This is a genomic window from Reticulibacter mediterranei (assembly GCF_016587455.1).
This window is the reverse complement of sequence record NZ_BNJK01000004.1, coordinates 282757-297829: the sequence shown is the minus strand read 5'-3', so window position 1 is coordinate 297829 and position 15073 is coordinate 282757. Positions and strand designations below refer to the sequence as shown.

The 15073-nt window shown below is 52.3% G+C and carries 13 protein-coding genes and 5 pseudogenes; 6 read left to right on the top strand and 12 right to left on the bottom strand.

All coding sequences use genetic code 11. The features are described 5' to 3' along the window. Nucleotides 1-110, top strand: a pseudogene (locus K3T83_RS57045) (IS6 family transposase); the annotation flags it as partial. A 31-nt stretch (nucleotides 111-141) separates the two neighbouring features. On the opposite strand, the gene K3T83_RS55985 reads toward K3T83_RS57045, so the two are convergent. The 3 genes and pseudogenes from K3T83_RS55985 to K3T83_RS55975 all read right to left on the bottom strand — a co-directional run bounded on the left by K3T83_RS55985 (nucleotide 142) and on the right by K3T83_RS55975 (nucleotide 3715). Then, nucleotides 142-315, bottom strand: coding sequence for a hypothetical protein (locus K3T83_RS55985; protein WP_220207979.1), 174 nt, complete (start codon nucleotides 313-315; stop codon nucleotides 142-144). Nucleotides 316-1072: 757 nt separating this feature from the next. Further along, a pseudogene (locus K3T83_RS55980) lies at nucleotides 1073-1501 on the bottom strand (tetratricopeptide repeat protein); the annotation flags it as partial. An 894-nt stretch (nucleotides 1502-2395) separates the two neighbouring features. After that, nucleotides 2396-3715 carry a hypothetical protein gene (locus K3T83_RS55975; RefSeq protein WP_220207976.1) on the bottom strand — a complete coding sequence of 440 codons (1320 nt, stop codon included), beginning with the start codon at nucleotides 3713-3715 and terminating at the stop codon, nucleotides 2396-2398. A 114-nt stretch (nucleotides 3716-3829) separates the two neighbouring features. Between K3T83_RS55975 and K3T83_RS55970 the strand changes: the two genes are divergently transcribed. The 3 genes and pseudogenes from K3T83_RS55970 to K3T83_RS55960 form a co-directional block, all read left to right on the top strand. Next, nucleotides 3830-4441 carry a tetratricopeptide repeat protein gene (locus K3T83_RS55970; protein ID WP_220207975.1) on the top strand — a complete coding sequence of 204 codons (612 nt, stop codon included), beginning with the start codon at nucleotides 3830-3832 and terminating at the stop codon, nucleotides 4439-4441. Between the two features lie 159 nt (nucleotides 4442-4600). Continuing rightward, nucleotides 4601-4648, top strand: a pseudogene (locus K3T83_RS58765) (hypothetical protein); the annotation flags it as partial. Nucleotides 4649-4686: 38 nt separating this feature from the next. Then, nucleotides 4687-5634: pseudogene (locus K3T83_RS55960) on the top strand (IS3 family transposase); the annotation flags it as partial. 26 nt (nucleotides 5635-5660) lie between these two features. Here the strand turns inward: K3T83_RS55960 and K3T83_RS55955 are convergent. The 8 genes from K3T83_RS55955 to K3T83_RS55920 all read right to left on the bottom strand — a co-directional run bounded on the left by K3T83_RS55955 (nucleotide 5661) and on the right by K3T83_RS55920 (nucleotide 12862). Beyond that, nucleotides 5661-5828, bottom strand: coding sequence for a hypothetical protein (locus tag K3T83_RS55955; protein ID WP_220207972.1), 168 nt, complete (start codon nucleotides 5826-5828; stop codon nucleotides 5661-5663). 64 nt (nucleotides 5829-5892) lie between these two features. Then, entirely contained in the window at nucleotides 5893-6357 is a 465-nt protein-coding gene (locus K3T83_RS55950) for a hypothetical protein (RefSeq protein ID WP_220207971.1), read from the bottom strand. Nucleotides 6358-6386: 29 nt separating this feature from the next. Continuing rightward, a complete protein-coding gene (locus K3T83_RS55945; protein ID WP_220207970.1) occupies nucleotides 6387-6848 on the bottom strand; it encodes a nitroreductase family deazaflavin-dependent oxidoreductase in 462 nt (153 codons plus the stop codon). A gap of 28 nt (nucleotides 6849-6876) precedes the next feature. Continuing rightward, nucleotides 6877-8190 (bottom strand): phytoene desaturase family protein, encoded by a 1314-nt coding sequence (locus K3T83_RS55940; RefSeq protein WP_220207969.1) that lies wholly within the window; start codon nucleotides 8188-8190, stop codon nucleotides 6877-6879. A gap of 84 nt (nucleotides 8191-8274) precedes the next feature. Next, complete coding sequence (locus K3T83_RS55935) at nucleotides 8275-8718, bottom strand: hypothetical protein (RefSeq protein WP_220207968.1); 444 nt, start codon at nucleotides 8716-8718, stop codon at nucleotides 8275-8277. Between the two features lie 38 nt (nucleotides 8719-8756). Further along, nucleotides 8757-9767, bottom strand: a complete 1011-nt coding sequence (locus tag K3T83_RS55930; protein WP_220207967.1) for an NAD-dependent epimerase/dehydratase family protein — start codon at nucleotides 9765-9767, stop codon at nucleotides 8757-8759. Next, nucleotides 9764-10069 (bottom strand): DUF8691 family protein, encoded by a 306-nt coding sequence (locus K3T83_RS55925; protein ID WP_308441702.1) that lies wholly within the window; start codon nucleotides 10067-10069, stop codon nucleotides 9764-9766. The genes K3T83_RS55930 and K3T83_RS55925 overlap by 4 nt, the downstream gene beginning before the upstream one ends. 96 nt (nucleotides 10070-10165) lie before the next feature. Then, nucleotides 10166-12862, bottom strand: a complete 2697-nt coding sequence (locus K3T83_RS55920; protein WP_220207966.1) for a winged helix-turn-helix domain-containing protein — start codon at nucleotides 12860-12862, stop codon at nucleotides 10166-10168. A 568-nt stretch (nucleotides 12863-13430) separates the two neighbouring features. Between K3T83_RS55920 and K3T83_RS55915 the strand changes: the two are divergent. Both K3T83_RS55915 and K3T83_RS55910 read left to right on the top strand, forming a co-directional pair. Beyond that, a pseudogene (locus K3T83_RS55915) lies at nucleotides 13431-14048 on the top strand (transposase); the annotation flags it as partial. A 152-nt stretch (nucleotides 14049-14200) separates the two neighbouring features. Continuing rightward, complete coding sequence (locus tag K3T83_RS55910) at nucleotides 14201-14341, top strand: hypothetical protein (RefSeq protein WP_220207964.1); 141 nt, start codon at nucleotides 14201-14203, stop codon at nucleotides 14339-14341. A 519-nt stretch (nucleotides 14342-14860) separates the two neighbouring features. Here K3T83_RS55910 and K3T83_RS55905 read toward each other — a convergent pair. Further along, on the bottom strand, nucleotides 14861-15034 hold the full coding sequence (locus tag K3T83_RS55905) for a hypothetical protein (RefSeq protein WP_220207963.1): 174 nt from the start codon (nucleotides 15032-15034) through the stop codon (nucleotides 14861-14863). Nucleotides 15035-15073 lie beyond the last annotated feature (39 nt).

The following is a 15073-nucleotide window of genomic DNA, read 5'->3' as shown; positions in this document are numbered from 1 at the left end:
GATATGAGGCGATGAACATGATCAGAAAGGGACAACTGCGAGGAGTGGCGAAAGGTGATGTGAGAAGCCAGATGGCATTGATCTCTGAACTGTTTGGAGTGGCTGCCTAAGAAGGTCGAGAAGGCCTCATCCTACACTCAATTATTTCGTCCCATATTTCTTGCAACACAACCCGCAGATCTCCGCGATCTCGCGCAAAGACATAGTCGGTAATTCGACGCGCAGGTCAACAATCAATTGCCGCATATCTGGCGGCAAGCTCCGCGCCGTTTCCTGTGGCTGTTTGCGGGGCCGGGATGCAAACAAACTGACCATGCCCTGCTCGTCAAAAGCATCGGCTTTGTTATGCTTCTAAGATCAGAAGAATAATGCTTAAATAGAGGCTTGTGCAGAAGATACACTGTACAAACCTCTATTTGACCAAAGCTACTTGAAAGCGAAACATGAATATGTCACAAGCTTTTGTGTTTCTCTATTGGTCTAAGTCATAAAAGGTATTTTTGGAAGACAATATTACCTAATGATTTTATTATCTTTCCATATCATTCCCCTTCTCTTGTTACACAAATATCTAGCAGCTCTTCATGCAGAAATAGTAGCATATTCCTCTGCATTTGTCTAACCCTAGCCAAACCATCAATCAGGAAAGAGAAACAGTATCCTTCATCATCTGACCGAAGAGCGAGGTGAACAGTCTTCAGATGCATCTCAAACGCATAGGTAGTGTAGTTTCTCCTGAGAGGCGTTATCGCCAAGAAGATCTGCCTTATTAGAGAATAAAACGTCGCCGCAAGAAAATGGTTCACGTGGCAAGAGACGATGCTAGAACAGCGAAGTTTTTCCGCTCACACTGCAAGGGAAACCACGTTCTCTTGCTCCTGCTCGCTCACATCTCCCTTCTTCCTGGCGTCTGATCCTTAGATTCTTGGACACCTGTGCAGTTCACGTTTTCTTTGGCACAGCCAGAAGGGGTATCAGAGGAGCAAGTCACGCTGCTTGTGCGCTCGTTCTCCCTCTTCTGAGTGTAGGGAGCAAGCAGTATGCAGAGCAACCAGGAGGGATCTCTTCGTCTCTATGTTAGGGCGAAGGTTCTTCCTCTGGGGGTCATCGTACTTTTGTCGGACAAGCAGGCGAAGGAGTGCTTCGACATCTCCGTTGGTATGTAGGTAGAGAGCGTCAAATAATTCTCTAGAATCCGTTGACTCTGAGGATGCTCTATGTTTAAAGACGCAAGGCAAATCGTGACAGCCCGTAGCATGAATGGTTCTGCCTCAACGTAACGACCCTGCTTCGCATAGAGAGTAGCTAGATTATTCAGGCTGGTGACCGTATCGAGATGCGTAGTCCCCAACTGTTCCTCTCGGATGGCAAGCGCTTGCCGATACAACGGTTCTGCCTTGGCATAACGGCCCTGACGCTTATAGAGAGCAGCCAGATTATTCAGGCACGGAGCCGTATCGGGATGAGAGACTCCCAACTGCTCCTCAGAGAGAGCAAGCGCTCTCTGATAGTTACTTTAAGTTGAAGCATGATGAGTGGATTCCGCAGATCATTGATGATCCCAAACTACCAGCTTTGATTCTGGAGGGAGGAAAGCAACTCTCGCTCAAGCTGGTCTTGGCCCATTTTCATGGAGATGCCTGCCTTTGACGAAGGGAGCGCACCACAATGCTTGCTTGGCTCTGGCTTGTAGAGAGTCAGCTCTGCTCCCTTGCCCGTGCCACACGAGCGGCAGAGTGGCTCTTGACGAGCGCCAACCAGGACCGTCACGATCACGAAAAAAACAGCAGGAAGAGCCGAGAAGAGAGAGAACCTTGCAAATCTATTGAGATGGTGTTTTGAGGAGGAACATGTCTCTCATCTGACTCGGCCAGAAATCGCTCATTACGTAGTTGAGGTGACAAAAGAGTTGGCAGATCTCCTTGGTATCTCCATTGATGAGGGGACAGGCAAGAGCGAAAACTGAGCCGAGAGAGAGTGTGCGTTCTATTGTAAGCGTGGAATAGAATGAGTGTCAAATGACGCAAAAGATCATCGCAAGCATGGAATAGCTCTACAGTCAACGTGGAAAAAGTCTGGTAATCTCTGCTAAGCGTGGAAAACATGCTATGTGTATCTTAAAGCCTTTCTTCGTTGTCTCCCTTACTAAGTGAGATTGTACTTTAAGGATTTTTCCCTGCGATACTTGAACTCGTTGATGCCCTTGGTAACGGAATAGCTCATAGTGTACCTTGCCATATTAGTCAGTCCCGTTGCCATAATTCTTTGTCATTAGCAAAGAATTATGGTAGTTTCATAGAAGAGAACCAATTCACGACCAATTTCGTGCTGCTGCAAGCTACTTGCACCACTCTCGCATTCTAAACTCAGGGTACTGTTCATTTCGTCATACTATTTACTTCATCTTTGCTATATCAAGCACGTATGACCAAGGGCTTTTGAGCTTTTCTGATGTTGCTTTCTTCCAATCTAGGAGCGATTTGGCAGCAAAGAGGGAGAGTGCAGCCCCAATCCCAACAGGAGCGAAAATACCCATCCCTAAGAGTGAGGCAAGAGAAGCAGCAAGAGCCGGAGGCGTGAGTGACAACCCAAAAGTACTGATGACCATCTCTACTTTAGCACGCGTATAGACCTTTTTTGTCTCCTCAATTCGTTCTTTTGCAATATCTATCACTCTCTCTTTGAGGACATCTAATTGTCCTTCAGAAGCCACATCAGCAAACTCATTCACAAGTGCTTGGATTTCCTTTTCATACTTGAAGCGTTGTGTCGCAAACTCTGTTCGAAATTCTGCTAGACGTTCTTGTTCCATAGTTAAGAAGTTTTTGGGAAGATACGCTTGAAGAACCGATGCCGCTACTTCTCCCTGAATAGTTCTAAAATCATGAAAAACGATATCAGTAAATTGTTCGCCATCAGCCACGAGATCGCGCTTTGCCTCAAGAGCCGCCTTCGATGCACACAGCGACAAATAATAGAGTGCAATATCTTTCGGAAGATGGATGATAGACTGGGTTTCTTCGACAGTGATAAGATGTTGCTGCCAAATCTGCTCTGCCTTTTTCTCGAACATCTCTGCGCCCCTAGAGTCACCAGCAACCTTTTTCTTCCAAGCTTGTTCCCGTAACTCTGCATATGCTTCATGCGCTGATCCAGGCTTGGGGCGTGATACCTCGAAAGGAGCCTCTATCGGCATTTTATTGTGCAGATAGGTTTCCTCCTCCCAATCGGGAATCTGAGCCTTAATAGCATGAGTCTCTGTCCACGCAAGGTTATGCTTCCTTAAAAGATCAAGAAAACCTCGCTGCATGCCCATCTTGCCCCCATGAATAGTAGTAAACATACTATCTACTGCTTTATGTTCAACAGATGCTTCAGAAGAGCGTGCAAGTTCTCCTGAAACAATGATGGGATTTGCTTCACGTAATGCTTGGCTTAGACTACGAGCCTCCGAATGGAGCGCTCCAGTTTTCAGTTTTTCTCCTCGCGCATCAATCCACTGTTCGAACTGTCTTTGGACTTCCAGGTCTGCTGCCTTCTCAAGGTCTATATCGACGAGAAGCCCCCCAAGAGCATTGTTCAAGTTTTGTATAGTTTGTGGGTCATGACGCCAGCCATGTGGTCGGAGTCTGTAAACCTTATCCCAGCAGAGCGCCGCAATCTTTAGCCATTCAGTGGTAGGGTAAATATGAGGGTAATAAACAACTGTGTTCATCAGCGTTTGCTCCTTCGATGGAAAGGATGTCAGTTCTATGATTACGGCATATTTACTATTATATCCTCTATTTTAGCAAGTGAGCCCGCCCCACTTTCGTGGAGTCGCGAGTGGTTGGAACTGAGAGGAGCCAATCTGACCAGAGCTGCTTTAGAATATCTAGCCCAAGAAGGAGCCGGGCGCTCCCGATGGACATGGTTTCCGCCCCTTCCTGATTACACCTTAGAAACAGAAGCATTATACTGGTGGCAGCTAGGAGACCTCTATCGGTACTCGGATGAGAGCAAAGCGATAGTGTACTATGAAAAGGCTTGCACGCGTCTAGAAACGGAGGAAATCGTCCAGCAATCACTTGCAGAGGCGTATTTGGCGTTTGCCCGCCAACGCTATCGTGAGAAAGCCTACGAGCAAATGCTTTTACCTCTGAAGAAAGCAATCAAACTGCGGCCAGCATATCAGAATCTTTACTATGAGCGGGGCATTACCTATAACTACTTACGCCGCTACGAGGAGGCGCTAGCGGATCTCAACCACGCGCTGTCCCTTAATCAGTACGATGATCGTTCCTATCGTGATCGAGGAATGATTTTACTCGGTTTAGAGAAGAGAGAACAGGCATCAAGTGATTTCAAACGCGCCAGCGAATTGAGACCGATGGATGTTGAGCTGAGGTGGATAGACTGCTGGGGACACATTGGTCTTGACCCAGAAAAATGTGGAAGGTAAACTTGAGAAAGTGGACGTCTCCAGAAAGGGTCAGGATCATGCAAAAGAAACAACGGACGTTTACACGAGAGTTTAAAGAAGAAGCAGTGCATCTTGCAAGCACCAGTGGCAAGCCCATGATCCCGCATTGCGCGAGAGCTAGGCATTGCTGATAGCACATTGCATCACTGGTGTAAGGAGTTTTCCGAGCACGGAGCGCAGGCCTTTCCAGGAAGCGGTCACCAGACTCCACAAGAGGAAGAAATCCGCCACTTAAAGCGAGAACTGGAAATTACACGACAGGAGCGCGACATATTAAAAAAAGCGCTGGGCATCTTCTCGCGCGGCCAGCTCTGACCTTTCCGTTCATTGCAGAGCACTGCCAGCAGTATCCAGTCACCGTGCTCTGCCAGACACTTGAGGTCTCTGAGAGTGGCTACTCTGCCTGGAAGAAGCGAGAGCCTTCTGTACACTGCCGAGAGGATGCCCGCTTAGCCGCCGAAATCCAACAGCTTTTTCTGGAGTACCGTCAGATCTATGGCAGTCCACGTCTTCATGCACTGCTCAAGGAACGAGGCATCCAGTGTGCTCGCAAACGAGTCGCACGCTTGATGCGCGAACTCGGCTTGTCAGCTCAGACGAAGCGTTCGCATAAACCGACGACGAAAAGCGATCCCCATGCCCGTTTTGCTCCCAATCTGCTCCAACGAGAGTTTCGCGCAGATGCACCCAATACCAAGTGGGTCACAGATACCAAAGCTGTCGAGACTGCTGAGGGCTGGTTCTATCTCGCAATTATTCTGGATCTGTTCTCGCGCACAGTGGTCGGATGGGCGATGGCAGCAAGCGAAGATTCCGCGCTCACCGAGCTGGCGCTGCGCATGGCTGTAGCCAGACGACAGCCTGGATCGGATTTGCTTCATCACAGTGATCGGGGCACTGCGTTTACCAGTGATCGCTATCAAACCGCGTTACAGGAGTACGGAATTGAAGTGAGTATGAGTCGCACGGCTAACTGTTGGGATAATGCGGCCATGGAATCGTTCTTCGCTACCCTCGCGAAAGAGTGTACCAATCGGATACGTTTCCAGACGAGGCAGCAGGCCCGTACAGCCATTTTCGAGTATCTCGAATGTTTTTACAACCCCATCCGTTTGCATTCGACGTTACAGTATATCAGTCCGCTTGCTTTCGAGCAGGCTTCTGAAAAATAGGATGAGTTAATCTTCACATTTATCAACTACATTTTTCTGGGTGAATTCCATTCTGCTGTCGTTCTGGTTGCTCGCTCTGCACCAAGCATGACCAAGCCCGTCAAGAGCGCTTCTCTATTGCTCATCTGGGCAAGAAACGGCTGAGTGCCAAAAACGTTCGTTTCCTGCAACAAAAGAGGAGTTGCTTCGCTCACATCGAAGCAACTCCCTTTCACAAAAGGGGAGGATCAAGGTGCGACTTGCACCGAGCGTGGGCCTTTAGGCGAACTGGATCACCATGAGCACTATGGATACCACGCAGATCGATGCACGCACCCAGTTCGCCATCTGAAGTTTCCGACGATCCTCCCTGAGTTGCTGAACTATATCTGGTTGAGACAGATCACGTTTTGCAAGAACAAGAAGCCGTCTGTAAATTGGGAGATTGAAAACCTTTCCAGCAACCGAGGACAACAAAAAGAAGATCAAGCCCGCTATGAACCACCAATGGTTGAAACCGTAGAAGATGAAGTAGGGGATCATAGCAACAAAGGTAATGCTCGATGTAACGACGGCATACACCGACCCGACCCCACGTTTGTACAACAACGGCATGAAACGTCCGAACGAGGCTTCGGCCAGATCGTTCATAATCTGCTGGAGCACGTCTGCAATCCACACCAGATACCCAGCGTTAAGGACAGATGGGGTCAAAATCAAGATTTCGGCAAATGTTTGAGTCATAGGGAAGTACCTCCTCTTTGCTATCTGCGCTATTTGCTTTCAACCAAAAAGATTGGATGGGTGAGTACCGCACGCTCAAATTCCTCCAGTGAAGAGTCTGCGGTGACACCATAGGAGCGAGCGAAGGGGTTGCCGCCCTTGATATCTTCTCGCAGCACGAGGGCCGCCTCATCTTTAGGCAGTTCTCTGATGTGGACTGTTTCAGATCGACGCCCACGCGTGAGTACTGCCTCTCCCGCTGCACGCAGATTGCGCACCCAATCGACGATTCCATACACCGAACCCACATAGCGCTTCCCATTGCGCTCAATAATCGCTAGCGCGACCGTGCGCGGCAGCCCGCTTTTGCGCCCCCGCACTGTGAGCAGATACATAGGATAGTTCCCAAAGAAAATGAAAGGTCCTACGAGCTTGAAGCCCGCGCGCAGCAAGGTCAATGTCAGAAGATTTCCCAGATGTACAAACATCGGGACTTTAGATGTTTTTGCCATATGTACCTCCTCTTTCTCTCCCGGAGAGTTACATCGTTTCGGGCTTTCCCGCCTGCTTCTCGCTGGCGAGGATCTGTTGCGCAACCTGGCGCGCGCTCCCCATACTGGGATCTGAGAGGAAACCGGAGCCGATCCAGTCACCGGCCACGTAGAGATTGGCAATGCCTGGGACTTCTGGCCCCGGTCGGCCTGCATAGCCGCCACCGCGAGCTGTGGGAAGCATGCCGACGGCCTCGATATGCGGAAGGAAGCTTCGCCTCACCAGCACCTCGCGCCACCCTGGCTGCACAGTGTCGAGCAGGTCTTCCAATTCTCGTTCGTCCTGCTTGGGATCGCTGAGTTGCATAGGATCAAGCATTTTGAAGGTGTAGATCATTGCTCCTCCTTCTGGAACTATGCGCGAGTAGACCGATTGCGCCGAGAGAAAGCGTGGACGCTCTAGATCCTGAACGACCGGGTAACGCGGCTCAGGAAGATGGCGCAAGGCGACATCCAGGCAGGCAACGCGGGCTGGAATGAGGGGATCAACGATGTCGCGTAAGGGCGCATAGGCTCCTGCCTCCACCAGTTTTGCCGCGTCATCCGGGCCAGTTGCCAGGATCACGCAGGAGGCAGCAACGACGCTCTCATCCAGGAGTTGCACTCCCTTGGCCTGACCATCCTGGGTGCGAACAGCGGTCACACGGGTGCCACTTCTGATGCATACTCCTGCCTGGAGAGCCGCCTGGTACAGCCCATCGACCAGCGTCTGCCAGCCGCCATCAATATAGAGGACCGGGTGCTTGAGCGAGAGTTGCAATTTGAACACAAACACTTCCGCACTCACCAGATCCAGATTGGAGCAATAGGTAAACACACGGGCAGTCGAAGCGAGAATCCGACGATCCACAGGATGCTTGATCGTGCGTTCCAGCCATTCCTGCACACTCATATGGGCGAGGCTCTCGGCTTGAATGCGTGACAAGGTGCCGAAGAAGCTCATCAGCTCCCACTTATCACCCAGCTTGAGCAGATGACTGCCCAAAAGCGCGGACGCACTGGCTGGAAAAGGAAAAATCTGGCCCTCATGCAGCAAAAAGGTCTCTTTCGGGCTTCCATACGTATAGGTGATCCCCAACTCGTTGAGGACTTCCTCTGTCGCTCCTCCAGTGTAGAGGCCGTGGATTCCTCGATTGAACAGATAGCCATCATGATTTGAGGTAGCTGCTCGCCCACCCAGGCTTGCAGCCTTCTCAAAGAGCGTCACCGATTTGCCTGCTCGCGCCAGATAGATAGCGGCGGCAAGCCCGGTCATACCGCCGCCCACAACGATCACATCGGAAGATGTCGGGAAAGATTCCATGAGAAGATCTCCTTATTGCAAAGTGTAGAGAACAGAGTTGGTTCCATATGCTTCCATCTTTTTCGCTATTTCCTCTTGCCCTGACTACGTGGTCTGGACCAGACCGGCTTCTGTCCGCTTGAGGACCCTGGCTTGCCGACTACACCCTATGGCGACAATCAGCAAGCTGAGCGCCAGGACCAGCAGCGTTAACGTTTGGGGCAGCCAGAGAGCAAAGAGCGGCGGTGTGCTGACAAAGAGCAGGTCATAGACGTGGTTCGTGGTATGCATGAGACTGGCAATGGTGCCGATCCAGATATGCGCGACCCTCCTGCTCGGATCAGGTAGCGCCCAAAGCAGGCCAAGACTCACCGCTAACTGGAAAATGCCAGCATCGCCGAGGTAGTGACGATTGAAAGGCACAAACTGAACGATGGACTGGAAGGTATGGGGCGAAAAGAGGATCACCATCGAGGTCCCCACAAAGAACAGCACGTTCACTGCAAGGACGAATTGAGCCAGTCGCGTCCACAGATCTGTGATTTTCATGCAATTCCTTCTTTCCTTGCATAGAGAAGATAGCAGCGCTAACGAGATGCAGGGGGCAGGGAGCGTTGTGTGCCTTTATCTGAGCTTTTTACGTTGTTTTGCTCCTTGAGCGCCTCAAGAGCCTGAGCAATGCCCTGGCGATAGGTCGGGGCAACCACCGGCCTCCAACCGAGATCGCGAGCCGCCTTCGCGTTGGAGACGTGCATGGAGGTGGCGAAGAAGTCGGTCGCGTAGGGGGCGAGTGGTCGCATCATCCAGGCTGGCAGCGTGAAAGGCTCGGGAAGATGAGCCTGTTGGCACAGGAACGCAAAGAAGCCCTTATTGCGCACCGGTTCGTCATCGACAATGTTGTAGGCTTCTCCAGCCCTACCCCGTTCGAGGGCTGCTACTGTGGCAGTGGCCGCATCTTCCAGATAAATCCAGGAGGTAACCGCGCGGCCTCCATTGGGTAGAGGCAGGCTCCGGCGGCGCAGCAATGCCAGAATAGGAACGAGAGAACCCGGCGCATAAAAAGCTCCATAGCGCAGAGATACGCCTTCGATCCAGCCTTCCCGGGTTGCCTCCCAGATCTGCCGCTCCAATGAGCGGAATCCCGCCACGTGCCGTTCCAGTTGGGAAGAGCTTCCAGCCGGTGCGAAGGGACAATCCTCAGTCATGATCTGGGCACCCCAGTCCCCATAGCCGTAGCCCATCGTCATCGACTCCGCGACGAACCTATGTGCGCCTACCTTCCTGGCGGCAGCAAGCAGATTCGTGGTGCCAACATCGTGCAGCGCGTCAGTGGCAGACATATCCTGGTGACGCAGAGGCGTTTTCTTGAGTGCGGTCAGCGCATGAATAACTGCGTCAGCTTGTACCCCCGAGACCGCTCTAAGCAGGTCGTCGCGATCCATCACGTTTGCCAGGATGGGATGAACGCCAAGGGAAGTGAGATGGTCCATGCTCTCGGGGGAACGGGCCAGCCCGAGCACCTCGTGTCCTCCTGCGATGAGGGCCTGGGTCAGGGGAGTGCCCAGAGCCCCACTTGCTCCAGCAACAAGTACTTTCATTGCTGTTCTTTCCTTTCTTCATTTGACTGAGCCGCAAAGGACTGAGAGACCCCGTCTTTTGCGGGTATGTGCAACTCTTCTGCCTCAACGGAGAGCAAGGTCACTCCTATCTGGCTAAGTTTGAGCATAATCCCATAGAGGGCTGGCTGATCGGGGATATTGCCGGAAAGCAGGGTGGTACCAGTTTCCTCGTGTTGGATCGAGAGATCGTCGAACCAGCTTTGCCAGGTTGCATCCAGGTGTTCTTTGATACGAATGAGATAGTACATATTCTGCTCCGTTTCGTGTGGTTGCTCTTTCACAAGGATACTGACTCACTTGCCTCAAGAGCATCGTCCGAAAAGCTACTTTCTCAAGAGGAGAAGAAAGCGGGAGGTAAACAAAGGGATACCATTGTGTTAGAGCAGGCCGTATTCCCGTGCACGCGCAATTGCCTGTGTTCTGTTGGCGGCGCTCAGTTTACTGAGAATACTGGAAATATGCTTCCTGGCCGTCGAAAGCTGGATTACCAGCGCATCGGCAATCTCCTGATTGGATGCCCCTTGTGCCAGTTGTTGGAGGACACGCTGTTCCTGTGCCGTCAGCGGATCAACAAGCCCGCAAGCTGCGTCAACGGGAGGCGCATCTGCTAGCGCCTCCGCTGTGACAAAGGCGCGCAAGAGAACCCGCACGTAAGAAGCCAGTGCTTTGTCTCGCAGATCTGGCAAGAGGCTTTTGAGCAGTGCCTCCATCCTGATTCCCTCATCAAGGAAGAGGCGTTGATAGCCCTCTGGCCGGGCCTGCGTGAGTGCCTCAAGCAGCGCTGCCCTGGCTGACTCTGCCACCCCGGCCTGCTCATGGGCAAGCGCTTCAAGCAGCAAAATCTGGAGTTCACTGTAACCGCGATGTGCCACCCTGGCCTGCTGTTTCCATTGGCTGAGCAAGTCAAGGGCTGCCTGCGGCTGACCTTCTGCGATCCGTAGACGCGCGAGCAGCAAGCTCTCCTCTTCTCGACGAACATGAGCAAAGGGGTGTTCTGCGGTTTGTGAGATGGATGAAGACCACTGCTCGACGATGGCTCTCTCTCCCATCTTGAGCGCCAGCCAGGCCTGCGCCATGCGGATCTCCTGGAGGATTTCCGGTCGAGACTGTCGTGAGGCTTCCATATGCATAAGGGAATGTGCTTGTTCAACTTCTCCCCGCGCCCACAGCAGACGTATCTGGAGCAATATCCCAGGGGTCAGGATGTGAATCCAGGGATGTGCTGCCCCGGTCAAAGCCTCTTGCAGATACTGCTGCGCCTTCTCAAGGTCATTCCATTCATAAAAAAGCTGAGTCAGCTCATAGTATGCCAGGCGCTCGTAATAGCTGCCTCTATTCCCCCACCGGACAGGGTCTTCATGCTCGTGGGAGTGAGCCAGCGCCTGCCGAAAGAAGCTTTCGGCCTGCCGCAGATCTCCTCGGCTCAGCGACACCTCCCCGAGTATAATGAGCGCCAGGATCGAGGCCGGGAGTGAGCCAGTCTTTACCAGAAGGGTTCTACACTGCAAGAGGAGAGGGTGGGCGTGGTCTGGTTGACCGGAGATGATCATTTCCAGGGCCAGGAGGCACAGGCAGTGCCCACGCCAGCGCTGCTCCTGCTCGGAAAGCAAAGGCAATGCCTTGTGGGCCAGAGCACAGGCTTCCGCGAATGCCCCCTGGAAGGTGAGCAGCGTTGCCCGCATGGTCAGGACTGCGCCAAGCCCAGCCTCATCAGCGGCTTCACGAAATCCCTGCTCTGCCCATCGCAAGGGTTCCTCTACCAACTCCAGAATCTGTGACGAAAGAACGCTCGTGAACACCAACGAATTGACATAGATGGAACTCAAGTATGGTCGCGAGCGTAGGGTTTCCGAGGAAAGAGCAGCCAACCAGCGGCGCAGCATGTGATATTCATTGCGAAAACTGTCCGGGTCAACGAAGCGCTCAATCAAGTCAGCGGCATAGCCTTCATCTCCGGCGGAGAGTGCATGAGGAATAGCCAGAGCCCAACGAGCCTTCGCAGCATACCAGGTGGCGGCGCGTCGATGCAGGGGTGGAAGCATCTCGGGCGTGGTGGTGCGAAGGTGGGTGAGTAAGGCTTCACGAAAGAGAGCGTGATAGCGATACCAGCGCCGCTCTTCATCCAGAGGAACGATAAAGAGGTTCGCTCGCTCCAACGCTTCCAGCACTCCCTGGCTCGCCTGCTCCCCGCCTGCCTCCCCGGTCAGCGCCTGACATAAGGCGGCGTTCAGTTCTGAGAGGATCGCCGTGTGAAGCAGAAATTGTTGGATGCCAGGAGGTTGCCGAGCGAGAATTTCCTCCTGCACATAATCCAGGATGAAGCGATGACTGCCACGAAATGAGCGAACCCAGATAGCCTGATCTGCGGTTCGTTGCAGTGCGAGCCCTGCCAATTGCACGCCGGCGATCCAGCCCTCAGTTCGCTCAAAGAGTTGCTGCACTTCTTTTTCCCACAGTGAGAGGCCCATCACTTGACTGAGAAAGCTGGCCGTCTCAACCTCGCTCAAGCGCAAGTCGGTATCGCGGATCTCAGCTATTCGTCCGCGCACTCGCCACCTGGATAAGGGCAGTGGGGGATCAACCCGGCTGGAAAGGACAACATGCAGCGAGGCGGGAGCGTGATCCAACAAAAACGCGAACGAGGAGTGGATGGCTGGCTCCTGGATGACATGATAGTCGTCCAGAATGAAGATCGTTTCTAACGGGCTCGCCGCCAGATCGTTAATGAGCGAGGTCAGGACGGAAAGAAACGGAGGCTGGCTCTGATGGCTGGCCCTGATCATGTCTCCAGCCGTCACAAGGGAACCTGCCTGGAGTGCGGTAACGACAGAAGCCCAGAAGCGCTCTGGATCATTATCCAGTTCATCCAGCGAGAGCCAGCAAATGGGTCGCGTACTTTGACTGGCCCAGCTAGACAGGAGCGTCGTTTTCCCAAAGCCAGCCGTGGCTGAAAGCAGGACCAGGGGAAGCCCGCAACTCTGATTGAGCTGCTCAATCAGGTGCGTTCGTGCAAGAAGCTGGGTGCGCAAAAATGGAACCGTAAACTTGGTCATAATCAGGTGTGACTCTGGCATGTTCTGGTTCTCTTTCCTGAAATGGAGTGCTCTGTATGTTTCGCGCGAATCTCTCCCTCGACCACTGATGCATGCACCAGCATTACCCCTCCAGGATCAGTAGAGGGAATTCGCCACCGATCAATCCAAGCCCATCATGGTCCCCTTTGAGGAGAAGTATACCAGATAGGCAGCGATTCTCCCAGGGCTATTTTCCTCGCATGAAGAGACAGGAGGAAACTCTCTCATTATCGACCGTTTTTCGGCACACATGGTTCAGCTTATTTCGTCGCAGCTTGCATGAGAGGCGTAAGCGTGAAGCCTTTTCTTGAGGAATCTCAAAACTCATGTCAAATTCAACATGTCAAAACCTCCAATCTTTTATGAGTAAATGACACAAATAGCAGAGCTTTTCCTCCGAAACAAAAAACTCCACAAGAGGCGTTAGATAGCCATAAATAGATATAGAGGAGATGACCATGTGTTCTCTGCACAAAAAGCTGTCTGGTTCTCCAAGCGCGATCTTTCTGATTTGGATGAGACCAAGCGTGCTGAACTCATTGCCATTCGCTAGGCCAGTCCAACTACTGACCGGGTGTATGAGCTGACTCAGAATTTTATGACTATCCTTCGCGATGGCGAAGGTGAACGATCAGACGCTTGGCTAGAGCAGGTTCGGAGCAGCCAGATTCGGGAACTGCACCGCATGGTTCGCAACTTTGAGCGCGACAAAGCTGCCGTCCTGGTCGGTCTTACCTTGCCTCACAGCAATGGAAGCGCGGAAGGTAGTGTGAACAAATTGAAGTACTTCAAAGGAGCGGGATTCGGTAGAGCAAGATTCGCCTTGCTGCTCTTTCTTGTAGGAATACTTGGTTCTTTTTCTCGGTCAACGTCGAACATTCCATCGATGGACCCAGATGCAGAGTTGTATGCAACTCCGCCAACGTCTGCAACGGCACGACATATCCGTGCATCCCCAACTCCTCCAATGGACATGGCACCACTATCGAGTGTCGAGATGGTACGTATCGTCATCCAGGTAGTCGGCGCGGCGCATGCCCGCATCATAGCGGTGAGAGGTATCCGTAAAAAGGATGTAATGACCAGAGGAGTTCCCTTATTATTGGTCCTATGCTATGGTGCTGGAGGATATTTCTTTTTGAAGCCTGCCGTCACTTCAGAACAAACAGCGGGAAGTGCAGCGTGAGCGCAAACGATCATCACGAAGCAAGAGGGATGCTCAGGATGGCTCCCCATCGTTGACCACGTGCTCTCGACCCGTTATCAGCCCTCTTGCGCGGCGCGCCCACCAGCTGCAAGTACGTGGCGAGAAGTGGTCTGTCTTGATGACGAGAACTGTTGAGATGGTGTTTTGGGGAGGAACATGCTTATCATCTGATTCGTCCCGAAATCGCTCATTACGTGATTGAGACGACCAAAGAACTCGCTGATCTACTTGGCATCTCCATTGATGAGGAGGCAGGCAAGAGCGAAGATTGAGCGGAGAGGGAGATGCTCCCTCTCCTCGTCTGCCTGGGTCACTGCTGCCTAGATTGGGAGACGTTACTTCCTGGCTTAGCAGCCTGTTTGGGAGTAACTGCCTTATGAGTGCCTCTGGTCTACGTCACGCCGATGATGTCGTGTTTTCATAGCGAAGGTAGACCAGACCTCGGGTACGGATCGGCACTTACTGAGCAAACGGATGCTGGATCGGAACGGCAGGCAATTGACAGCTTTGCTTCGTCGTCAGTGGGAGGCAACTCCTAGAAGCTCCACTTCGCCACAAAACCATCTAACTTCCTGAGACGAATAGGCCTTGAGCGCCCATGCTTCCATGTCTCGCTTCATCTTCAAAGAAGATAACTCCACGAAATCGGGTGAATACCACCCTCAGCTCGTTGCAAAAAAATGACTGACATCCAACCGTACACCACGGAAGTGGTCAAGAGCCGTTTCTTGACTCCACCTTTCAGTCACATAGATTTGCGTACTTGTTCCCATCTCCCTCCTCCTGTACATTCATTGTAGCAGATGCGCGCTGCTCTTGAACGCCTGCCTGCTTATGCGCCAGAACTCAATCCTCAAGAAGGAGTCTGGAATCTGCTCAAACGGGTCGAACTGAAGAATGTTTGTTGTCTTGATGTACAACGCGTCCAACGGGAAGTGCGTCGTGCCAAAGAACGGTTGAGACATCGGAAATCTGTCCTTCGCCAGTGTTTCGCCCACGCTGGC

Bases quoted from the DNA above. Each gene is read 5' to 3' on its own strand.
- K3T83_RS55985 (WP_220207979.1), bottom strand. From the start codon at position 315: ATGGTCAGTTTGTTTGCATCCCGGCCCCGCAAACAGCCACAGGAAACG.
- K3T83_RS55975 (WP_220207976.1), bottom strand. From the start codon at position 3,715: ATGAACACAGTTGTTTATTACCCTCATATTTACCCTACCACTGAATGG.
- K3T83_RS55950 (WP_220207971.1), bottom strand. From the start codon at position 6,357: ATGACTCAAACATTTGCCGAAATCTTGATTTTGACCCCATCTGTCCTT.
- K3T83_RS55945 (WP_220207970.1), bottom strand. From the start codon at position 6,848: ATGGCAAAAACATCTAAAGTCCCGATGTTTGTACATCTGGGAAATCTT.
- K3T83_RS55940 (WP_220207969.1), bottom strand. From the start codon at position 8,190: ATGGAATCTTTCCCGACATCTTCCGATGTGATCGTTGTGGGCGGCGGT.
- K3T83_RS55935 (WP_220207968.1), bottom strand. From the start codon at position 8,718: ATGAAAATCACAGATCTGTGGACGCGACTGGCTCAATTCGTCCTTGCA.
- K3T83_RS55930 (WP_220207967.1), bottom strand. From the start codon at position 9,767: ATGAAAGTACTTGTTGCTGGAGCAAGTGGGGCTCTGGGCACTCCCCTG.
- K3T83_RS55920 (WP_220207966.1), bottom strand. From the start codon at position 12,862: ATGCCAGAGTCACACCTGATTATGACCAAGTTTACGGTTCCATTTTTG.
- K3T83_RS55905 (WP_220207963.1), bottom strand. From the start codon at position 15,034: ATGTCTCAACCGTTCTTTGGCACGACGCACTTCCCGTTGGACGCGTTG.